Below are 16,669 nucleotides of genomic sequence, written 5' to 3'. Positions count from 1 at the left end.
CCGAGAGTGGAGCCCTACGGTCCCCCCGACGAGCCAGGTGGATCAGACCTGCGAAAGCTTGATCTCCTCCAGGAGTTCCGGCCCGGTCATCCGGTGGGCGGCGTCGTGGGGGCAGGCGTAGACGCAACTGGGCTGGCCATCGACGCTGGAGCAGAGGTCGCAGGTGGTGGCCTTCTGCTGGACCACGGCGATCTTGTGCGCCGGGTTGGCGGGGTCGGGCACCATCTTCTCGGGCAGCGAGTGCATGTTGATGTTGCCGTAGGGGCAATTCTCGGCGCACTTCCCGCAGCCGATGCACCAGTCCTCGATGATGATCTCGCGCGAGTTGAGGCGGCGGATCGAGTTGACCGGGCAGCCGACCATGCAGTACGGGTCCAGGCACGACCGGCAGGAACTGGCCACCAGGAACTTGTCGAACCGGAGCCCCTCGCGGATCAGGCGGGTGACCCCGTCGTGGGTGTCGGCGCAGGCCTTGGTGCACTCGTCGCAGCGGGTGCACTTCTGCAGGTCGAGGACCAGCAAGCTCTGGGCGTTGAAGAGCCCCTGGCTGAGGTACTCCGAGAGCGGCCGGTTCTCGATCTGCTGGAGCGCGGCGGCGGTGTCCTCGAGCCGCTTCACGGCCAGATCGACGATCTGGCGGCGGACCTCGGGGAACTCGTCGAGGACTTCCTGGAACGCCTCGGCGGAGATCCCGACCAGGTCGACGTGGTCCAGCGCCGAACAGGTCGCGGTCCGTCGGGGCGCCGCCACCCCGTAGGCCCGGACCTCGGGGAGGTCGGCCAGCAGACCGATCTCGCCGAAGAAGCCGCCCGGCCCGAGGTAGTTCAGGACGTGCTCGGCCCCCATGTGGCTCTGCGAGACCTTCACGAACCCGGTCCGGATCAGGTAGAAGTTGTCGGCCGGGTCGCCCTGATTGAAGATCAGCTCGCCGTTATTCTTACGCTCCAGGGTGACCCGGTCGCGGAGCAGGTCGACCAGCCGGTCGAACTCGTGCTCGTCCTTGGCCACGGCCGAGAAGATGGGGACGCTCCGGAGGTGGTTGTCGATCGCCCTCCTCCGATACCGCTCGTCCAGCATCGCCTTCGATTTCTTGCTCCGCTGGAGGATGTACAGGACGTTGCGGTCCATCTCCAGGACGGTCACTTCCTCCTCGGCGGCGGTGACGGTGGCCGACCGGGGGTAGGAGTTCATGCACGTCATCTCGCCGAAGATGTCGCCGGCCTCCAGCGAGCCGATCGGGTTGTCGTACCGCAACGCGATGGATTCGCCGATATTGATGTACTGGTTGGTGCTCTCCCCCTCGCGCTGGTCCTGCTTCCGGGTTTCGAAGACGGTGGTTAGCTTCTGGGCCAGCCCGAAGAGCCCCCGGCCAAGCTTTCCGCCCCGGGTCCTGGTGTGGTTGAACGAGGAGTTGATGAAGATGTCGACCCGGCCCTTCTCGATGAAGAAGGCGGTCGAGCCGTAATCCCCCTCGACGCAGATCGCCTCCCCCTTCTTGAACTTCCGGCGGACCACCGCGTTCTCGTTGAACCGGAGGAACGCGTGCGAGATCCCCTCGAAGAGCGGCAGCTTGATCAGGTCGTCCGGCGAGACCGGGCCTTCGGTGGTCTTCTTCTTCTTCGAGACGGGCTCGTCCACGACCCGGTTCACGACCGTCCGGTTGGTCAGGGCCCCGGTCGGGCACGAGACCATGCACTCGCCGCACGAGACGCACGACGAGTTGCCCATCAAGGAGTCGAGGTCGAAGGCGATCCGGGCGGCGAACCCCTTGCCCATCCGGCCCATCACCTGGTTGTTTCGGATATCGTTGCAACCCCGGACGCACCGGTCGCAGAGGATGCAGGCCGAGTGGTCGACGGCGATCACCACCGAAGAGTCGTCGCGGTGTCGGGGCTCGGCCTTGGAGAACCGCGAGGTCGTCACCCCGAACTGCTCGGCCATCACCTCCAACTCGCAGTCGCCGTGCTCGCGGTGCTTGACGCAGGGCGAGGGGTGGTCGGCCATGAGCAGTTCGGCCAGGGTCGAGACCGAGTCGCGGACCTTCTCGCTGGTCTCGGCCGTCTGGATCTTCCGGCCCGCCATGTCGGGGGTGATCTGTCGGTAGCAGGCCGGTGTCAGGACCCGCTCGCCGGCGTCGACGGCGCAGACCCGGCAGACCGCCACCGGGTTCATGTACTCGCGGTGGCAGAGGACCGGGATCTTGATCCCGACCTTCTGCGCGGCGTCGAAGATCGTCGTCCCCGAGGGAACCTCGACCTCGATCCCGTCGATCGTCACCTTCACCATCGGGGCGGGCTGGCTCATATCGGGATCGTCCCTATTCAAGGGCCAGGACTGGAGGACTCAGGGCCCAGGACTGGAGGACTCGGGGTTCAGGACTGGAGGACTCAAGCTGATGGACGCTTTTCGGCCCTTTGCTCGTTTCGCTGTCGGGCCACGGCAGCACGGAGGGCCGAGAGGATCCGGGTGACTTCTTCGGCCAACTCGAAGAGTTGGTGGAATTCATCAGGGCGAATGTACCCAACATCGGACGCAACATAGAGATGAGATCGCAATTCGGCACATGACGCCTTGGCGATGGATAAAAATTGATGAAACTCGGCTCGGTTACCCCGGTCGAAGCCTTCGGCAATATTGGCCATGACGGAGACGGCCGAGCGTTGCTTCTGACTGGCCAGACCAAAGTCTTTCGTAAATGCTCCGATCTTTGTCACTCGATAGACCTCGCGGACCAGGATGCGAGCTTTTTGCCAGGCCACAAGGTCTTCAAATCGTTCGATTTTGGGTCGCAAGGAAACCTCGAGCGATCCGAAGGAGTCCTGAGTCCTCCGGGCTCTAATCGCGGAAGCAGACACCGGCCGGGCATCGCTTGTGCTTGAGGTGCTCTTCGAGCTCCTCGGGGAAGTGCTTCATGAGCGTCTTCATCGGGTTGGCGGCGATCTGGCCGAGGCCGCAGATCGAGGTCAACGACATGGCCTGGGCCAGGTCATCAACCACCTTGAGGTCCTTGTGGGGGAACTTGCCTTGGGTGATCTGGTCCAGGATGTCGGTCAGCTTCTGCGATCCGACCCGGCAGGGGACGCACTTGCCGCACGACTCGTTCCGGTAGAATCGCACGCAGTTCAGCGCGAAATCCACCATGCAGGCGTCGGACCCCACCGCGACGAACGCGGCCCCCAGCATGTTGTCGACCTCGCCCAGCGTCTGGAGGTCCAGCGGCAGGTCGAGGATGTCATAAGTGTCCGAGCCCGGAGCGAAATTCTTCTCGGCCCAGGGCTTCGACTTGGGCGAGTCGAGGTTCTCCCTCCGGAGGACGGCCGGGAGGAACCCGCCGGAAGGCCCCGAGGTGGCGATGGCCTTGAGCTTCTGGTCGCCGAGCATCCCGCCGGCCGACCCGAAGACCAGCTCCCGGACGGTCTGGCCGAAGGGGACCTCGTAGACGCCCGGCTCGTTGACGTCGCCGCTGATCGAGACGAACCTCAGGCCGGTGGCCCCTCGGGTCCCGCCGTCCCGATACCACTCGCCGCCCCTCATGGCGATCCCGGGGGTCCAGCAGAGGGTCTCGACGTTGTTGATGACCGTCGGCTTGGAGTAGAGGCCCGAGAAGACCGGGAATGGGGGCTTGTTCCGGGGCTCGCCCCGGCGGTCTTCCATCGCTTCCAGGAGAGCGGTCTCCTCGCCGCAGATGTACCCCCCGGGGCTGACGTAGACCTCGAGCGCGAATGAGAGGTTCGACCCGAGGATCGAGTCGCCGCAGATGTTGGCCCGATACGCCGCCTCGATCGCCTCCTGGATGACCTCGATCTCTTCCTCATATTCATGGCGGCAGTAGATGAAACCTCGGGTCGCCCCCACCACCAGGCCGGCCAGGATCATCCCCTCGACCAGCAGGTGAGGCGTCCGACGGATCAACTCGCGGTCCTTGAACGTCCCCGGCTCGCTCTCGTCGGCATTGCAGACGACGTACTTCTCGGGACCCGGCTGGGTCCGGACGGTCGACCATTTCAGGTGGGTCGGGAACCCCGCCCCGCCCATCCCCCGGAGGTTGGACACCTTCAGCGACTCGATCACCTGATCGCGTCGATGGTTCAGCGACGGGCCGCCCTCGACGTCGGAGACCAGGAAGCGGACGGCCTCGTAGCGGGGCTGGCCGTCGTAGATGTCGATCTTCCAGCCCAGGGGGGACCGGTCGGCGTGTTGCTGGTGGATCTTGTCCTTGGAGAGGGCCGCCCGGACCTTCGCCCGCGCCTGCGAGGCGGTGATCCCCCAGAAGCAGGCGTCGTTGATCGCCAGGGCGGGAGGGCTGTCGCACTGGCCGAGGCAGGAGACCCCCTCGACCTTCACCTCGCCGCCGCCGACCTCGGCCGCGTATCGCTCCATCGCCTCGTGCATCGCCGGGCCGCCCCGGAGGTGGCAGGCCATGTCGCGGCAGACCTTGACGTCGACCGTCGGGCCGGGCTTGAGCCGGTAGTGCGGGAAGAAGCTGGCGACCTCATGGATCCGGTGCAATGGGGTCGCGGTCCGGTCCGATAGCTCGCGAAGCTCTCGCTCCGGAAGCCACCCGTGCTTGTGCTGGATTTCGCGGAGTTGCTGGACGATCATCGATCGCTCGCTGAACGGTGAAGGCTCGCGACGCCGGACGAACGAAGGGCGGGACGTCGCCCGGTGGCCTCGGACCGATTGAACCTAAGACGGCGGACCCGCCAAGTCAAGCGTTCGAGCCGGTTGTTCCGACAAGATAGGCGGATCGGTGCCTCCGAGGAGGACGAAGCCCGGGGGGCGGGTCCGGCCCGGGCCTTGATCGCAGGTCGATCGCAACTTCGGATCGATGAGGCGTGGCCGACCGGGGCGGTCCTGGCGTAAAATCGAACCCAGGACGACGAAGGGACGCGTCCCGACGGATCGCCGCCCACAGCCACGAAGGCCACCGAGCTTCCACCACGATGCCCACCACGACCGCCGCCTCGTCGAGGCTCCATGATCGGCTCCTCCGCGAGTCGACGTCCGAAGTCCGTTTCGAGCCCGCCGACCGCTGGCTCTACGCCACCGACGCCAGCCTCTATCAGGTCGAGCCGGTGGGCGTGGTCCTCCCCAGGACGGTCGAGGACCTGGCCGCCGCCGTCCGGATCGCTTATGAAGAAGGGGTGCCGGTCCTCCCCCGGGGTGCGGCCACCAGCCTCTCGGGGCAGACCGTCGGCGAAGCCCTGATCCTGGATCTCTCCAAGTATCTGAACCGGATCGGGATCGTCGACCGGGACCGGATGACGGTGAAGGTCGAGCCGGGCGTGGTGCTCGACCGGCTGAACGCGCACCTCCGGCCTCTCGGCCTGATGTTCGGCCCGGACGTCTCGACCGGCGACCGGGCCACGATCGGCGGGATGATCGGCAACAACTCGGCCGGGGCCCGGTCGCTCCGCTATGGGAAGACCGTCGATCACGTCCGGTCGCTGGATGTCGTCCTCGACGACGGCGAGCGCGTGACCCTCGGCCCGGTCGCGCCCGAAGATCTGGACGTGGCCTGCTCGCGTAACGATCGCCTCGGGACGTTGCACGCGAGCGTCCGGAAGGCGGTCGAGGACCACCGCGACGCGATCGAACGGCGGTTTCCCCGGATCCTCCGACGAGTCAGCGGCTACAACCTGGACGAGTTCATCCCCGGGCTCCCGGTCCGTGCCCCGGGCTGGGTCGATGACCCCTGGGCCTTCAACCTGGCCCGCCTGATCGTGGGGTCCGAGGGGACGCTCGCGGTGATCGCCGGGGCCGAGGTCAAGGTGGTGCCGATCCCGGTCGCGCAGGGCCTGGTGATCCTCTCGTTCGCCACGATCCCGGCCGCCCTCGATCGCCTGGCCGAGATCATCGCTACCGGCCCGGCGGCGGTCGAGATGGTCGACCGGATGATGCTGGACCTCGCCGCCAGCAACCCCGACTACGCCCGGAGCCTGAGCTTCGCCGAGGGGCGTCCCGCCGCCGTCCTGGCCGCGCAGTTCTACGCCGACTCGGCCGAGGAACTGGCCGGGCGTGCCGAGGACCTGACCCGTCGGTTCCGGGGCCAGCTTGGGGTCCTGGGCATCCGCCAGAGCCTGACCGAGAGCGCCAAGGACGACTTCTGGAAGATCCGGAAGGCCGGCGTCTCGCTCCTGATGGGGATGGTCGGGGACGCCAAGCCGGTCGCCTTCGTCGAGGACACCGCCGTCAGTCCCGACCGACTCCCCGCCTTCTATGACCGGTTCGCCGCGATCCTGGCCCGTCACGGGACCATCGGCGCCTGCTATGGCCACGCCGACGTCGGTTGCCTCCACATCCGTCCGGTCATCAACGTCAAGACCGAGGAGGGCGTCGAGACCCTCCGATCGATCTCCCGGGAGGTCTCCGACCTCGTCGTCGAGTTCGGCGGCTCGATGTCGGGCGAGCACGGCGACGGGCTGGCCCGGAGCGTCTGGAACGCCAAGCTGTTCGGCCCCGAGGTCTACGCCGCCTTCGCCGAGGTCAAGCACGCCTTCGACCCGAAGGATCGGATGAACCCCGGCAAGGTCGTGGCCTCGCCCGACCCCGGCGGGCTCCTCCGGATCGGCCCCGACTACCACGCCCGCGAGCCCGAGGCCACCGCCTTCGACTTCTCCGCCCAGGGGGGATTCGCCCGGGCCGTCGAGATGTGCTCGGGCGTCGGGGCCTGCCGGAAGAACGGCGGCGGGACCATGTGCCCGAGCTACATGGTCACGCTCGACGAGAAGCAGACGACCCGGGCCCGGGCCAACACCCTCCGGCTGGTCATGGGCGGCGAGATCCCCGCCGACGGCCTGGCGTCCGAGGCGCTCGACGAGGCGCTGGATCTCTGCCTCCAGTGCAAGGCGTGCAAGACCGAGTGCCCGTCCAACGTCGACATGGCCAAGCTCAAGGCCGAATATCTCCATCAGAAGTACAAGAATAAGCCGGTCCCGTTCGGTTCGCTCCTGATGGCCCACATCCGGCCGCTGAGCCGGCTCGGGTCGGCGACGGCCCCTCTGGCCAATGCGACCCTGACGAACCCCGCCTTCAAGTGGCTCCTGGAGAAAGTCGCCGGGATCGACCGGAGGCGGACCCTGCCGACCTTCGCGTTCGACAACCTACGTCGCTGGTTCCGCCGCCACAGGCCCGACCCTCGGGCCGGTTCGCGAGGCTCGGTCATCCTGATGGATGACTGCTTCACCACGTACAACAACCCTCAGGTGGGCCGCGCGGCGGTCCGGGTCCTGGAAGCGGGGGGGTACGAGGTCAGGCTGGCGGGGCTCCCCTGCTGCGGCCGCCCGGCGATCTCGAAGGGTCTGCTGACGATGGGCCGGACGCTGGCCCGCGAGAACGTGGCGCGACTGGTCGACGCCGCCCGCGCGGGGACGCCGATCCTGGGGTGCGAGCCGAGCTGCCTGCTGACCCTGGTCGACGAGTATCGCGACTTCCGACTCGGCCCCGATGCCGACCTCGTGGCCTCGGCTTCCCGGCTGGTCGACCACTTCGTGGCCGACCGATCGAGCTTTCCCGACCTGCCGTTGAGACGGGGATCGGGCAAGGTCCTGGTCCACGGCCACTGCCAGCAGAAGGCCCTGGTCGGGGCGTCGGGGACGGTGGCGGCCCTGAGGCGGATCGACGGCCTGGAGGTGAAGGAGCTGGATTCCGGCTGCTGCGGGATGGCCGGTTCGTTCGGCTACGAGCGGGGCCATTACGACATGAGCCAGGCGCTGGCCGAGCGGGTTCTCCTGCCCGCCGCGAGGGCCGAGCCCGCCGCCCGGCTGGTCGCCCCCGGCTTCTCGTGCCGGAGCCAGGTCCACGGCCTGGGGGGGCTCGATGCTTCCCACCCGATCGAGCTGATCGCCGAGCATCTGGAGCCGCCCACCGGTTGATCGGCGATTGGCGACCTTGGGACGACTTTCCGACCTTGGGGATCGCCCCGGACCCCGGTCCTCCGGGACTTGGGGGATCGCGCCCGGCGCATTTTTCGTAAGATGATCGATGTCGGCGGCCGAGGGAGAACGGCCGGTCCGACCTGGCCTGGCATGGGAGGGAAGCTTGGAACTGAAGACCGACCGCAAGAATCTGGCGACGCAACAGAAGGCGCTGGCCGTCAACCTGAACCCGCGCAAGTACGGGACATTTGCCGAGATCGGCGCCGGGCAGGAGGTCGTCCGGTGGTTCTTCCAGGTTGGTGGGGCCGCCGGGACGATCGCCAAGAGCATGTCGGCCTACGACATGACGGTCAGCGATGCCATCTACGGCCCCTCGCCCCGGTACGTCTGCCGGGAGCGGTTGCAGACGATGCTCGATTACGAGTACGCGCTGCTCCAGGAACGCCTGGGCGGGAATCGAGGGTCGGATACCGACTTCTTCGTGTTCTCCGACACCGTCTCCGCCCGGAACTTCAAGGGGACCAACGAGTGCCACGGCTGGATGGGCATCAAGTACCAGGCCAAGCCCGGCGCCGAGCCCAGCCAGATCGTCCTGCACGTCCGGATGCTCGACAAGGATAACGTCTCGCAGCAGCAGGCGCTCGGGATCATCGGGGTCAACCTGATCCACGGCGCGATGTTCCACTTCGAAGACCCCGACGAGCTGATGCACTCGCTGCTCGACGACCTCTCGGCCGAGCGGATCGAAGTGGACATGATCAAGTTTTCCGGGCCCGAGTTCCGGGACGTCGACCCCCGACTGATGAGCCTGAAGCTCGTCCAGCTCGAACTCAGCGACGCGGCCATGTTCTCGGCCACCGGCGAGGTCCTCCAGCCGTCGGAGGTCCTGTACAAGAAGCCGATCCTGGTCGAGCGCGGCTCGTTCCGGCCGGTCACGCATGTGAACGTCGACATGCTCCAGTGCGCCCGCCAGCAGTTCTCGCACCACGTCGCGACGCGATTCGAAGGGGAGCAGGCCCCGGAGATCGTCTCGCTGATGGAACTGACGATGCGCAACCTGCGCTCGACCGGCGGCGAGCATGGCGGGATCGACTACGCCGACTTCCTCGCCCGTGCCGACGTCCTGGCCGCGACCGGGGCCACCGTGCTCATCTCCGACTACTTCGAATATTACCGGCTGGCCTCCTACCTCCGCCGCTACACCAAGATGCCCATCGGCATCACCATGGGCATCCCCAGCCTGCGCGACCTCCTGGACGAGACCTACTACGAGCACCTGGAGGGGGGGATCCTCGAATCGTTCGGTCGACTGTTCAAGAACGACCTCAAGCTCTACGTCTACCCGCTGCTGGACACCTCGACGAGGCAACTCGTGACCGTCCAGAAGTTCAAGGTGGAGCCGCGACTCCAGGGCCTCTACGAGCACCTGGTCGAGAACGGGTACATCGAGAGCCTCGACTTCTACAACAAGGATTACCTCCGGATCTTCTCGCGCGACGTCCTGGCCAAGATCCGCGACTGCGACCCGACCTGGGAGTCGATGGTGCCGCCGGAGGTCGCCTCGCTCATCAAGCAGCAAGGATTCTTCGGCTACTGCCAGGGGGAGGAGCATGCCGCCCAGGGGGGGGGCGCCGGCTGATCGCCGGCGATCATCAACACTCCCGGAGCGCCCGCTTGATTCGCTCGCGGGCCTCGGGCGGCAGGCCGGGGAGCGGGCGATTCTCCCGGGGTCCGGACACCCTCCGGAGCCCGTCGACCAGGAGGGCGAACTGCCTCCTGGCCCGCGAACAGGCCGGGCAGTGCCCCATGTGCGCGGCGATCGCCAGTCGCTCGAACCGCGAGAGCGGGCGATCGAGCGACTCCGAGACCGTACTCATGGCCGACCGGCACGAGGGATTGGCCCGGCGGATGAGGTCGAGGAGTTGGGCCTTCATTCCCGACCTCGCTTCCTCGACCCGGTCGCGCCGAACCAGTTCCGCTCCAGGCATTCCCGGAGGAACATCCGGGCCCGGTAGAGCCGCGTGTGGAGATTCACCGGGGTGATCTGCAAGACCTCGCACACGGACTCCGTGCCGAGATCCTCGACCTCGCGGAGCAGGAAGGCGTCGGCGATGTTCGCGGGGAGCTTCGAGACGCAGCCGCCGAACGAAGCCCAGAACTCTTCCCGTTCCAGGTCCTCGGACGGGTTGCCGCCCCATCGAGACGGCATCGCTCGCCAGCGTCCCCGGTCGTCGAAGAATGGGTCGAGGCCCGGTTCGTCCGACCCGGTCGAAGTCTCGCGGCCCGATCTCCGGTAATGGTCGGCGACCTTGTTCCGGAGGATGGCCACCAGCCAGGTCCGCTCCGAGGCCCGCCCGCTGTAAGACGCCCGCGCCCGGAAGGCGTGGAGGAACGTTTCCTGGACGACCTCCGAGGCGGCCTCGGCATCGCGGAGCCGGAGCATCGCGAACCGATAGAGGGCATCGCCATGGCGGTCGACCCATTCCTCGGGGTCCAGGGCCGGAAGATCGCCTTCGGGCGAGAGTGGCGAGCGAACTTCGGATTCTTTCATGACGATCACCGATCTGCCAGGAATCGAGCCACATCCCTCGGCCTGCCGTCACCCCACTCTAGGGTCTCGATCAAGGCCCGCGCGGGTTTCGAACGATTTCCCGTCAGGGGCGACGGGTATGGGCGACGAATTATTCGAGAGTTGCAGAAGTCCGGGCCGATCGGCGCCCCGAGCGAGGTGGAATCCCTCGCAAGGCGATCGTCCGCGCCTGCTTCTCGGTCGTCGGAAGCTCGGGAAATCTCCGGGAAATCCCGCCTGAATATCGCGAGGACATCGGGCGTCTAGCCCTCGACAATCGAGAACCAGGTCGGGTGGCGACGAGCCCAGGACCTCTTTGTACCGGCCCATTCGGGGGGACCGTTTGCCGGTCGCCCGGGGCCGGCTGTGGACCCTGAATGACGGACGCGCCGACCGATCTCCGGTCGTTGGCGAGCCCGCGTACCAATTGGATCGAATGGAACCCATTTCACGGGAGATGCCCCTTCATGCGCGCTCCGAATCATCAACTGTTGACTCGATTGATCGTCCGCGGTGCATTGCTCGCCCCCTCGATGGCGGGAGTGGTCGTCGCCTCGGGGCCCGCTAACCCTCGAATCGAGGATGAGCCGGCGGTCGTCACCCTGACCGACGGGGCCCGGGGAGGCCAGCTTGCCGTCGGGGCCGAGGGCCTCGGCGATGGCCGGATGGCGGTCTCCCTCACCAACCGGACCGCAAATCGACTCCGGGTCGTCCTGCCTCCGGGCCTGGTCGCCGTCGGGGCGTCCGGCCAGTTCGGCGGCGGGGGCGGGTTCGGCGGGGGCGGTGGAGGATTCGGCGGCGGTGGAGGCGGAATTGGAGGGGGTGGAGGTGGATTCGGGGGTGGTGGCGGGATCGGTGGTGGTGGCGGCGGGATCGGCGGTGGTGGCGGCGGGATTGGAGGCGGTGGCGGCGGCGGAAACCAGATCCTGACCTTACCCCCGACCCAGGGAATGATGATGTTGGGCCGGCTGATCATGAGGCTGGTCGAGCCGACCGAGAGCTGGGATGTCACCTCGCTCCAGGCCGGGCTAAGCGGTTTCGGCGGTGGCGGGCTCGGCGGCGGTGGAGGCGGGTTCGGCGGCGGTGGGATCGGTGGAGGCGGTTTCGGCGGGGGCGGCGGTGGAGGCTTCCGATCCGTTGCCCCATCCGGTGTCCTCTACACGACGCTCGAACCGAACCAGACCCGGCGGATGTCGACGCGTCTCGTCCGCCTGGCCCCCGACCTCGGCGAGACGTCCCGGATGCCCGCGGAGGGGGAAAACCTAACCTTGGGCGACATCGACGCCCTGACCCCCGATGTTCGCCTTCGATCGGCGCTCCGACAGCTTCTCGAACAGGACGTTCCCCAGCCGGTTGGCCAGCTTGCCATGTCTCGCCTCGGGGTCGGGCTCGACTGGGAGACGATCGCCGATCGGTCGAAGGATTGGGCCAATGCCGATGAGCTGGCGCTGGCCCGCCGATTCGCCGATCGGATCGAGCGGGGCGATAACGGGGCCGGGGCCGATCGGCTCGGGTCGATCCAATGGCGGGTGATCGCCCGCGACGAGGCCCGGACCCCGCTGGTCCTCGACCTTCGGCACGTCCTCAATTCCCGGCCGATGCTCGGCCTGACTGCTCGGCCTGGACCGGTGCCCGATCGGCCCGAGGGCCCCTCGCTGGCCATCCAGGTGGCGATCGAGGAGTCGAGAGTCCACGTCTCGATCCAGACGTCCGACGCATCGACGGGGCGCTGGAATCCCGCCGGAAAATTCACCATGACCGAGTTCGATGGACAGACCGAAGGGCTGGCCGAGGCCATCGCCGAGGGCGTCCTGGGCCGCCTGGTCCGGGTCGAGCTGATCATGGGGCGTCACGCCAATGGGCAGAACGTGCCCGACCGGCTCAGGATCGTCAACGGCTCGCCGCTGATCCTCCACGGCCTGGCCGTCGCCGGCTCGAAGCCGGAGCTCGACGACGTCCCGGTGCTCCGCGGGCTGGCCCTGTCCCCTCGCCGGGCCTCGATCGTCAACGTCAGCCCGAAGCTGGTCAAGACGCTCGGCCTCCGGTCGGGGCTCCACGCCACGGCGGCCGATCTCGGCGGGCTCTGAAGCGATCGGCGACGAAGCGGCTCGACTCGAACATCATTCGATGACATCAGGATAATCAGCCATGAAAAAACTAGATCGTGGTCCCTGGAGGCTTCTCCTCCTCCTGCTGATCGGGGTCGCGCCGCCGGTCCTCCCGAGCCTGGCCGACGATGCCCCACCACCCCTGACCCTGCAACTCGTCGGCCTCGGCGAACAGGCCGAAGCACAGGGCCAGCCCGAGCAGGCCCGGCGGTTCTACCAGACCGCGCTGAGGCTCGACCCTGCCAACGATCAGGCCCGCGCCGCGTTCGGACGACTGGCACTGGCATCTCAGGAAGACTCTCCGAGAGATGACCCCGACGGATCCGAGCCGTCGGCGCTGGAGCGTCAGGCCCAGGTCGCCGACGTGGCGCGTCAGGCGTTCGTCACCGACGTCCGCCAGCGGCTCCAGACGGCCCGGTCCCAGACCAACTCCCGGAATCCCGAGGCCGCGTTGGCCACGCTCCGCGACGCCCTGATCGTCGTGCAGTCGGCCGACAACCTGAACGATGACACCCGCCGGCGCCTCGAGAACGAGGTCCGCAACGCCATCGGGGCCACCGAGAAGCTTGAGGAGCGGATCACCCTGGAGAAGGCCGAGCAATATCGGATCTTCGCCGCCCAGGCCGCCCGCAGCACCGCCGTGGAGCGGCTGGTCAAGAATCAGGACACCACCAACACCCTGATGGCCGAGTTCGACAGCCTGATGGCCGAGGGGGCCTTCCGGGTCCTGGCCAGCGGCGGCCTGGCCGACATCGACGTGACCCGTCAGCCGTTCGTCGACGCCCGCTTCCGGGCCCAGGCCGCCCGGGCCCTCAACCCGCAGGACCTGGCCCCCTGGGCCGGCATGTTCGTCGCCGACTCGGTCGGGTTCTACACCCAGTCGATCCAGTATGACCGGCTCAAGGAGTACCGGTTCATGCTCAGCCTGGCCGACGTCGAGCGGGCGATCGTGCCCTTCCCCGACACCCGAGTCATCGAGTACCCCGAGCGGGCCGCCTGGCAGGCCCTCTCCGAGCGCCGGATCGCCCGATACGGCGACGCCGACTACCTCTTCGACCGCGACGAGAAGACCAAGGCGATCCTCTCGAAGCTGAACGAGCGGATCTCGATGAGCTTCCCCAACGACACCCCGCTGGAAGACGTCAAGAAGTACATCGAGCAGTCCACCCAGGACGAGGCCGCCGGCCTGCCCACCGGGATCCCCATCTACGTCGATCCCCAGGGCCTGCAGGACGCCGACAAGACGATGGCCTCGACGGTCTCGATCAACCTGGAAGGGATCCCCCTGCGGACCACCCTCCGGCTGATGCTCAAGCAGCTGGGCCTGACCTATACCGTCAAGGATAGCCTGCTGACGATCACCTCCACCTCCTCGGAAGACCAGCCGACCGAGATCCGCGTCTATCAGGTCGCCGACCTCGCGATCATCCCGCTCTCGCTCCTCGGGGCGGGCGGCGGCGGTGGCGGTGGGATCGGCGGAGGCGGGGGCGGCGGCGGACTGGGAGGCGGAGGCGGTGGAGGTTTCGGCGGGGGCGGTCTAGGAGGCGGAGGCGGCGGGCTCGGCGGATTTCAATGATCACGCCACCCCTTTGTTTCGACCCTTTGAACGATGATTGACCGAGTTGGAGATTTGAAGATGAATGCGTTGACCAAGATGATTGCGTCCTTCGGATTGGCCCTGGGCCTGATGCCTGCGGCGTCGGCGATCGCCGGGACTCCCCGAGTGGGCCAGGTCCCGACCGACTTCACGCTCCAGACCCCCGCGGGCGAGTCGGTTCAACTCTCCCAGCTTACCGATCAGGGGCCGGTGGTCCTGGTCGTCCTCCGGGGCTGGCCCGGCTATCAGTGCCCGATCTGCACGAAGCAGGTGGCCGAACTGGTCGGCAAGTCGAAGGAACTGACCGCCGCCAAGGCCCGGGTGGTCCTGGTTTATCCCGGCCCATCGGCCAGCCTCAAGGAGCACGCCGAGGATTTCGCGCGAGGTAAATCCTTGCCCGACAATTTCCACTTCGTGATCGACCCCGACTATACCTTTACCAATAGCTACGGGCTCCGCTGGGAGGCTCCCGGCGAGACCGCCTATCCTTCGACGTTCGTGATCGACTCGAAGGGCAAGGTCGCCTTCGCCAAGACGAGCCGATCGCACGGCGACCGCGCCCGGGTTACCGACGTGATCAAGACGCTGGGCGTCCGCTGAGTCACGGGGCAAGGCCGCCCGCCCCGAGCCCATCGGCGGCGTGGCGGCTCGCCCCGGGATCAGGCGAAGTCCGACACCGTCCCCGCCCCCTTCTCGAAGAGCGGCTTTACCGAGGGTCGCAGGAGGACGATCAGGGTGAACACCCCGAGGCAAGTGCCGAAGGGGAAGTTCGCGCAAGAGAGCCCCGCCATCACCAGGCAGTACAGATAGCCCCGCCTCTGCCGGAGGTTTCGCCCCGCGACAAACATGCCGATCGCGTAGGCCCAACCGAGCACGATGAACAGGGCCCCGATGACGATGAAAAACCACCCAAACGCCGAAGGAGGGGCCGACCCATTCTTCGGATCGTTGAAGGAGCCGGTGACGATCGCGATCCCGATGGCGACGTGGATGATGGGGAAGCTCGCGAACAGCGCGGTCAGTCCCCCCACGACATAATGGAAGATCGAGAGCAGTCGGAGATGTTCCGCGTCCTCGGTCATCGACGTCCTCTTTCTTGAATGCCCGTCCTCGGGCGGATCATCCCCCCGGCTCGATCTACGATAGACCGAAAGTCTTCGTGGTGAAACTACCTCGATCCGCATTCGATGGTGCGGCTGTACCCAGGGAGGCTGGGAGTCGTTGCGGGGATCGGCTGTCGTCGGCCCCCGGAGCAAGCTCCGGGTCCGAAAGCGTAAGCAAGCTCCCGCACTCCAGGGCGGCTTCGCCGCTGAGGGGGAGTATCGAGCTGGACGAGCCGCCGGAGGCTTTGGAGTGCGGGAGCTTGCTCACGCTTTGCTCAGGCGGAGCTTGCTCCGCCCGCACAACCACCAGGATCCCTGGGCAGATCCCATTCGGTTTGGTCGCCGCACCCTCGTGAGCGGGCCATCGGGCTCTGGTATGATGGCGGGATGGGACTCGATCGGAGGCGATCGATCCCCCTCCCCTGCCCCATCCTCCGGAGGTCCGCATGCGACCGGGACCGCTGACGCCCGACCAGATCGCGCGGTACGAACGCGCCGGCTCGCTCCTGGTCCCGAGCCTTTTCGACGCCGAGGAGATCGGCCTGTTGCTCCGGGCCAGCCGGGAGGACCGGGCCCTGGACGCTCACTCGTTCGGGCGGGCCGATGGCGAGGGGGGGCGGGTCCGGCTCTCGCTCTGGAACCACCCGGGGGACGGGATCTACGGGATGTTCGCCCGCTGCCGTCGGGTGGTGGACTCGGCCGAGCAACTGCTCGACGACGAGGTCTACCACTATCACTCGAAGATGATCATGAAAGACCCCAAGGTGGGCGGGGCCTGGGCCTGGCACCAGGATTACGGGTACTGGTATCAGAATGGAGTTTTGTTCCCGGACCTGGTGAGCGTGTTCATCGCGGTCGATCCCTGCACCCGGGCCAATGGGTGCCTCCAGGTGATCGAGGGCTCGCACAAGCTCGGGCGGATCGAACATGTCCTGACCGGCGAGCAGGCCGGGGCCGATCTGGAGCGGGTCGGCGAGGTTTTGAAGCGGCTCCCGCTGGTCCATGTCGAGATGAATCCGGGCGATGCGCTGTTCTTCCACTCGAACCTGCTCCACCGGTCCGATCGGAACGCCTCCCCCGACCCTCGATGGAGCATGATCTGCTGCTACAACGCCCACCGAAATGACCCCTACAAGGATTCGCACCACCCCCGCTACACCCCGCTGGACAAGGTGGAGGACTCGGCGATCCGCGAGGTCGGGGCCCGACGATTCGCCGACTCCGAGGGGCTGGCCTGGCTCGATCCCAATCGGGACCGGAGCAGTCAATCGCTGGCCGGGGAAGAAAAAGCCTGACCTGGTCCCCGCTTTCCGGTAGAATCAAGGTTAATCATCCCCGAGCCTCGGCCCGCCCCTGGATACCCGACGGTTCCGATCTTCACCCCGAATCCCGGTCGCACGCCATGCCGAACACAC

At 67.1% G+C, this 16,669-nt stretch carries 12 protein-coding genes; 6 read left to right on the top strand and 6 right to left on the bottom strand.

Annotation, left to right across the window (positions count from 1 at the left end):
* Positions 1-42: 42 nt before the first annotated feature.
* From P12x_RS27550 to P12x_RS27540, 3 genes are all read right to left on the bottom strand, one after another.
* On the bottom strand, positions 43-2,304 hold the full coding sequence (locus tag P12x_RS27550; protein WP_435008240.1) for a cyclic nucleotide-binding domain-containing protein: 2,262 nt from the start codon (positions 2,302-2,304) through the stop codon (positions 43-45).
* 83 nt (positions 2,305-2,387) lie between these two features.
* A complete protein-coding gene (locus tag P12x_RS27545) occupies positions 2,388-2,792 on the bottom strand; it encodes a four helix bundle protein (protein WP_435008239.1) in 405 nt (134 codons plus the stop codon).
* Between the two features lie 43 nt (positions 2,793-2,835).
* Complete coding sequence (locus P12x_RS27540; protein WP_435008237.1) at positions 2,836-4,602, bottom strand: NADH-ubiquinone oxidoreductase-F iron-sulfur binding region domain-containing protein; 1,767 nt, start codon at positions 4,600-4,602, stop codon at positions 2,836-2,838.
* A 341-nt stretch (positions 4,603-4,943) separates the two neighbouring features.
* Between P12x_RS27540 and P12x_RS27535 the strand changes: the two genes are divergently transcribed.
* Both P12x_RS27535 and P12x_RS27530 read left to right on the top strand, forming a co-directional pair.
* Positions 4,944-7,874, top strand: a complete 2,931-nt coding sequence (locus tag P12x_RS27535) for an FAD-binding and (Fe-S)-binding domain-containing protein (RefSeq protein ID WP_435008235.1) — start codon at positions 4,944-4,946, stop codon at positions 7,872-7,874.
* Positions 7,875-8,040: 166 nt separating this feature from the next.
* Positions 8,041-9,516 carry a TonB-dependent receptor gene (locus P12x_RS27530; RefSeq protein ID WP_435008233.1) on the top strand — a complete coding sequence of 492 codons (1,476 nt, stop codon included), beginning with the start codon at positions 8,041-8,043 and terminating at the stop codon, positions 9,514-9,516.
* 13 nt (positions 9,517-9,529) lie between these two features.
* On the opposite strand, the gene P12x_RS27525 is transcribed toward P12x_RS27530, so the two are convergent.
* The gene (locus tag P12x_RS27525) at positions 9,530-9,811 is read right to left on the bottom strand and encodes a zf-HC2 domain-containing protein (protein WP_435008231.1); all 282 of its coding nucleotides are present in this window, start codon (positions 9,809-9,811) and stop codon (positions 9,530-9,532) included.
* Positions 9,808-10,428 (bottom strand): sigma-70 family RNA polymerase sigma factor, encoded by a 621-nt coding sequence (locus P12x_RS27520; protein WP_435008229.1) that lies wholly within the window; start codon positions 10,426-10,428, stop codon positions 9,808-9,810. The genes P12x_RS27525 and P12x_RS27520 overlap by 4 nt, the downstream gene beginning before the upstream one ends.
* A gap of 485 nt (positions 10,429-10,913) precedes the next feature.
* On the opposite strand from P12x_RS27520, the gene P12x_RS27515 reads away from it, so the two are divergent.
* The 3 genes from P12x_RS27515 (at position 10,914) to P12x_RS27505 (ending at position 14,751) form a co-directional block, all read left to right on the top strand.
* Positions 10,914-12,533 carry a hypothetical protein gene (locus P12x_RS27515; protein ID WP_435008227.1) on the top strand — a complete coding sequence of 540 codons (1,620 nt, stop codon included), beginning with the start codon at positions 10,914-10,916 and terminating at the stop codon, positions 12,531-12,533.
* Between the two features lie 61 nt (positions 12,534-12,594).
* Positions 12,595-14,130, top strand: coding sequence for a hypothetical protein (locus tag P12x_RS27510; protein WP_435008225.1), 1,536 nt, complete (start codon positions 12,595-12,597; stop codon positions 14,128-14,130).
* Positions 14,131-14,190: 60 nt separating this feature from the next.
* On the top strand, positions 14,191-14,751 hold the full coding sequence (locus tag P12x_RS27505) for a peroxiredoxin family protein (protein ID WP_435008224.1): 561 nt from the start codon (positions 14,191-14,193) through the stop codon (positions 14,749-14,751).
* Positions 14,752-14,810: 59 nt separating this feature from the next.
* Here the strand turns inward: P12x_RS27505 and P12x_RS27500 are convergent, their stop codons facing one another.
* Positions 14,811-15,233 carry a hypothetical protein gene (locus P12x_RS27500; RefSeq protein ID WP_435008223.1) on the bottom strand — a complete coding sequence of 141 codons (423 nt, stop codon included), beginning with the start codon at positions 15,231-15,233 and terminating at the stop codon, positions 14,811-14,813.
* Between the two features lie 467 nt (positions 15,234-15,700).
* Here P12x_RS27500 and P12x_RS27495 point away from each other — a divergent pair, with 467 nt between their 5' ends.
* On the top strand, positions 15,701-16,549 hold the full coding sequence (locus P12x_RS27495; protein ID WP_435008222.1) for a phytanoyl-CoA dioxygenase family protein: 849 nt from the start codon (positions 15,701-15,703) through the stop codon (positions 16,547-16,549).
* Positions 16,550-16,669 lie beyond the last annotated feature (120 nt).

The organism is Tundrisphaera lichenicola (assembly GCF_051175385.1).
In the GTDB taxonomy this organism is placed as follows: domain Bacteria; phylum Planctomycetota; class Planctomycetia; order Isosphaerales; family Isosphaeraceae; genus Tundrisphaera; species Tundrisphaera lichenicola.
Note: the sequence above shows the minus strand (reverse complement) of the source record. Positions and strands in the feature narration are given on the sequence as shown.

Bases quoted from the DNA above. Each gene is read 5' to 3' on its own strand.
- P12x_RS27550 (WP_435008240.1), bottom strand. From the start codon at position 2,304: ATGAGCCAGCCCGCCCCGATGGTGAAGGTGACGATCGACGGGATCGAG.
- P12x_RS27525 (WP_435008231.1), bottom strand. From the start codon at position 9,811: ATGAAGGCCCAACTCCTCGACCTCATCCGCCGGGCCAATCCCTCGTGC.
- P12x_RS27520 (WP_435008229.1), bottom strand. From the start codon at position 10,428: ATGAAAGAATCCGAAGTTCGCTCGCCACTCTCGCCCGAAGGCGATCTT.
- P12x_RS27505 (WP_435008224.1), top strand. From the start codon at position 14,191: ATGAATGCGTTGACCAAGATGATTGCGTCCTTCGGATTGGCCCTGGGC.
- P12x_RS27495 (WP_435008222.1), top strand. From the start codon at position 15,701: ATGCGACCGGGACCGCTGACGCCCGACCAGATCGCGCGGTACGAACGC.
- P12x_RS27500 (WP_435008223.1), bottom strand. From the start codon at position 15,233: ATGACCGAGGACGCGGAACATCTCCGACTGCTCTCGATCTTCCATTAT.
- P12x_RS27540 (WP_435008237.1), bottom strand. From the start codon at position 4,602: ATGATCGTCCAGCAACTCCGCGAAATCCAGCACAAGCACGGGTGGCTT.
- P12x_RS27515 (WP_435008227.1), top strand. From the start codon at position 10,914: ATGCGCGCTCCGAATCATCAACTGTTGACTCGATTGATCGTCCGCGGT.
- P12x_RS27535 (WP_435008235.1), top strand. From the start codon at position 4,944: ATGCCCACCACGACCGCCGCCTCGTCGAGGCTCCATGATCGGCTCCTC.
- P12x_RS27510 (WP_435008225.1), top strand. From the start codon at position 12,595: ATGAAAAAACTAGATCGTGGTCCCTGGAGGCTTCTCCTCCTCCTGCTG.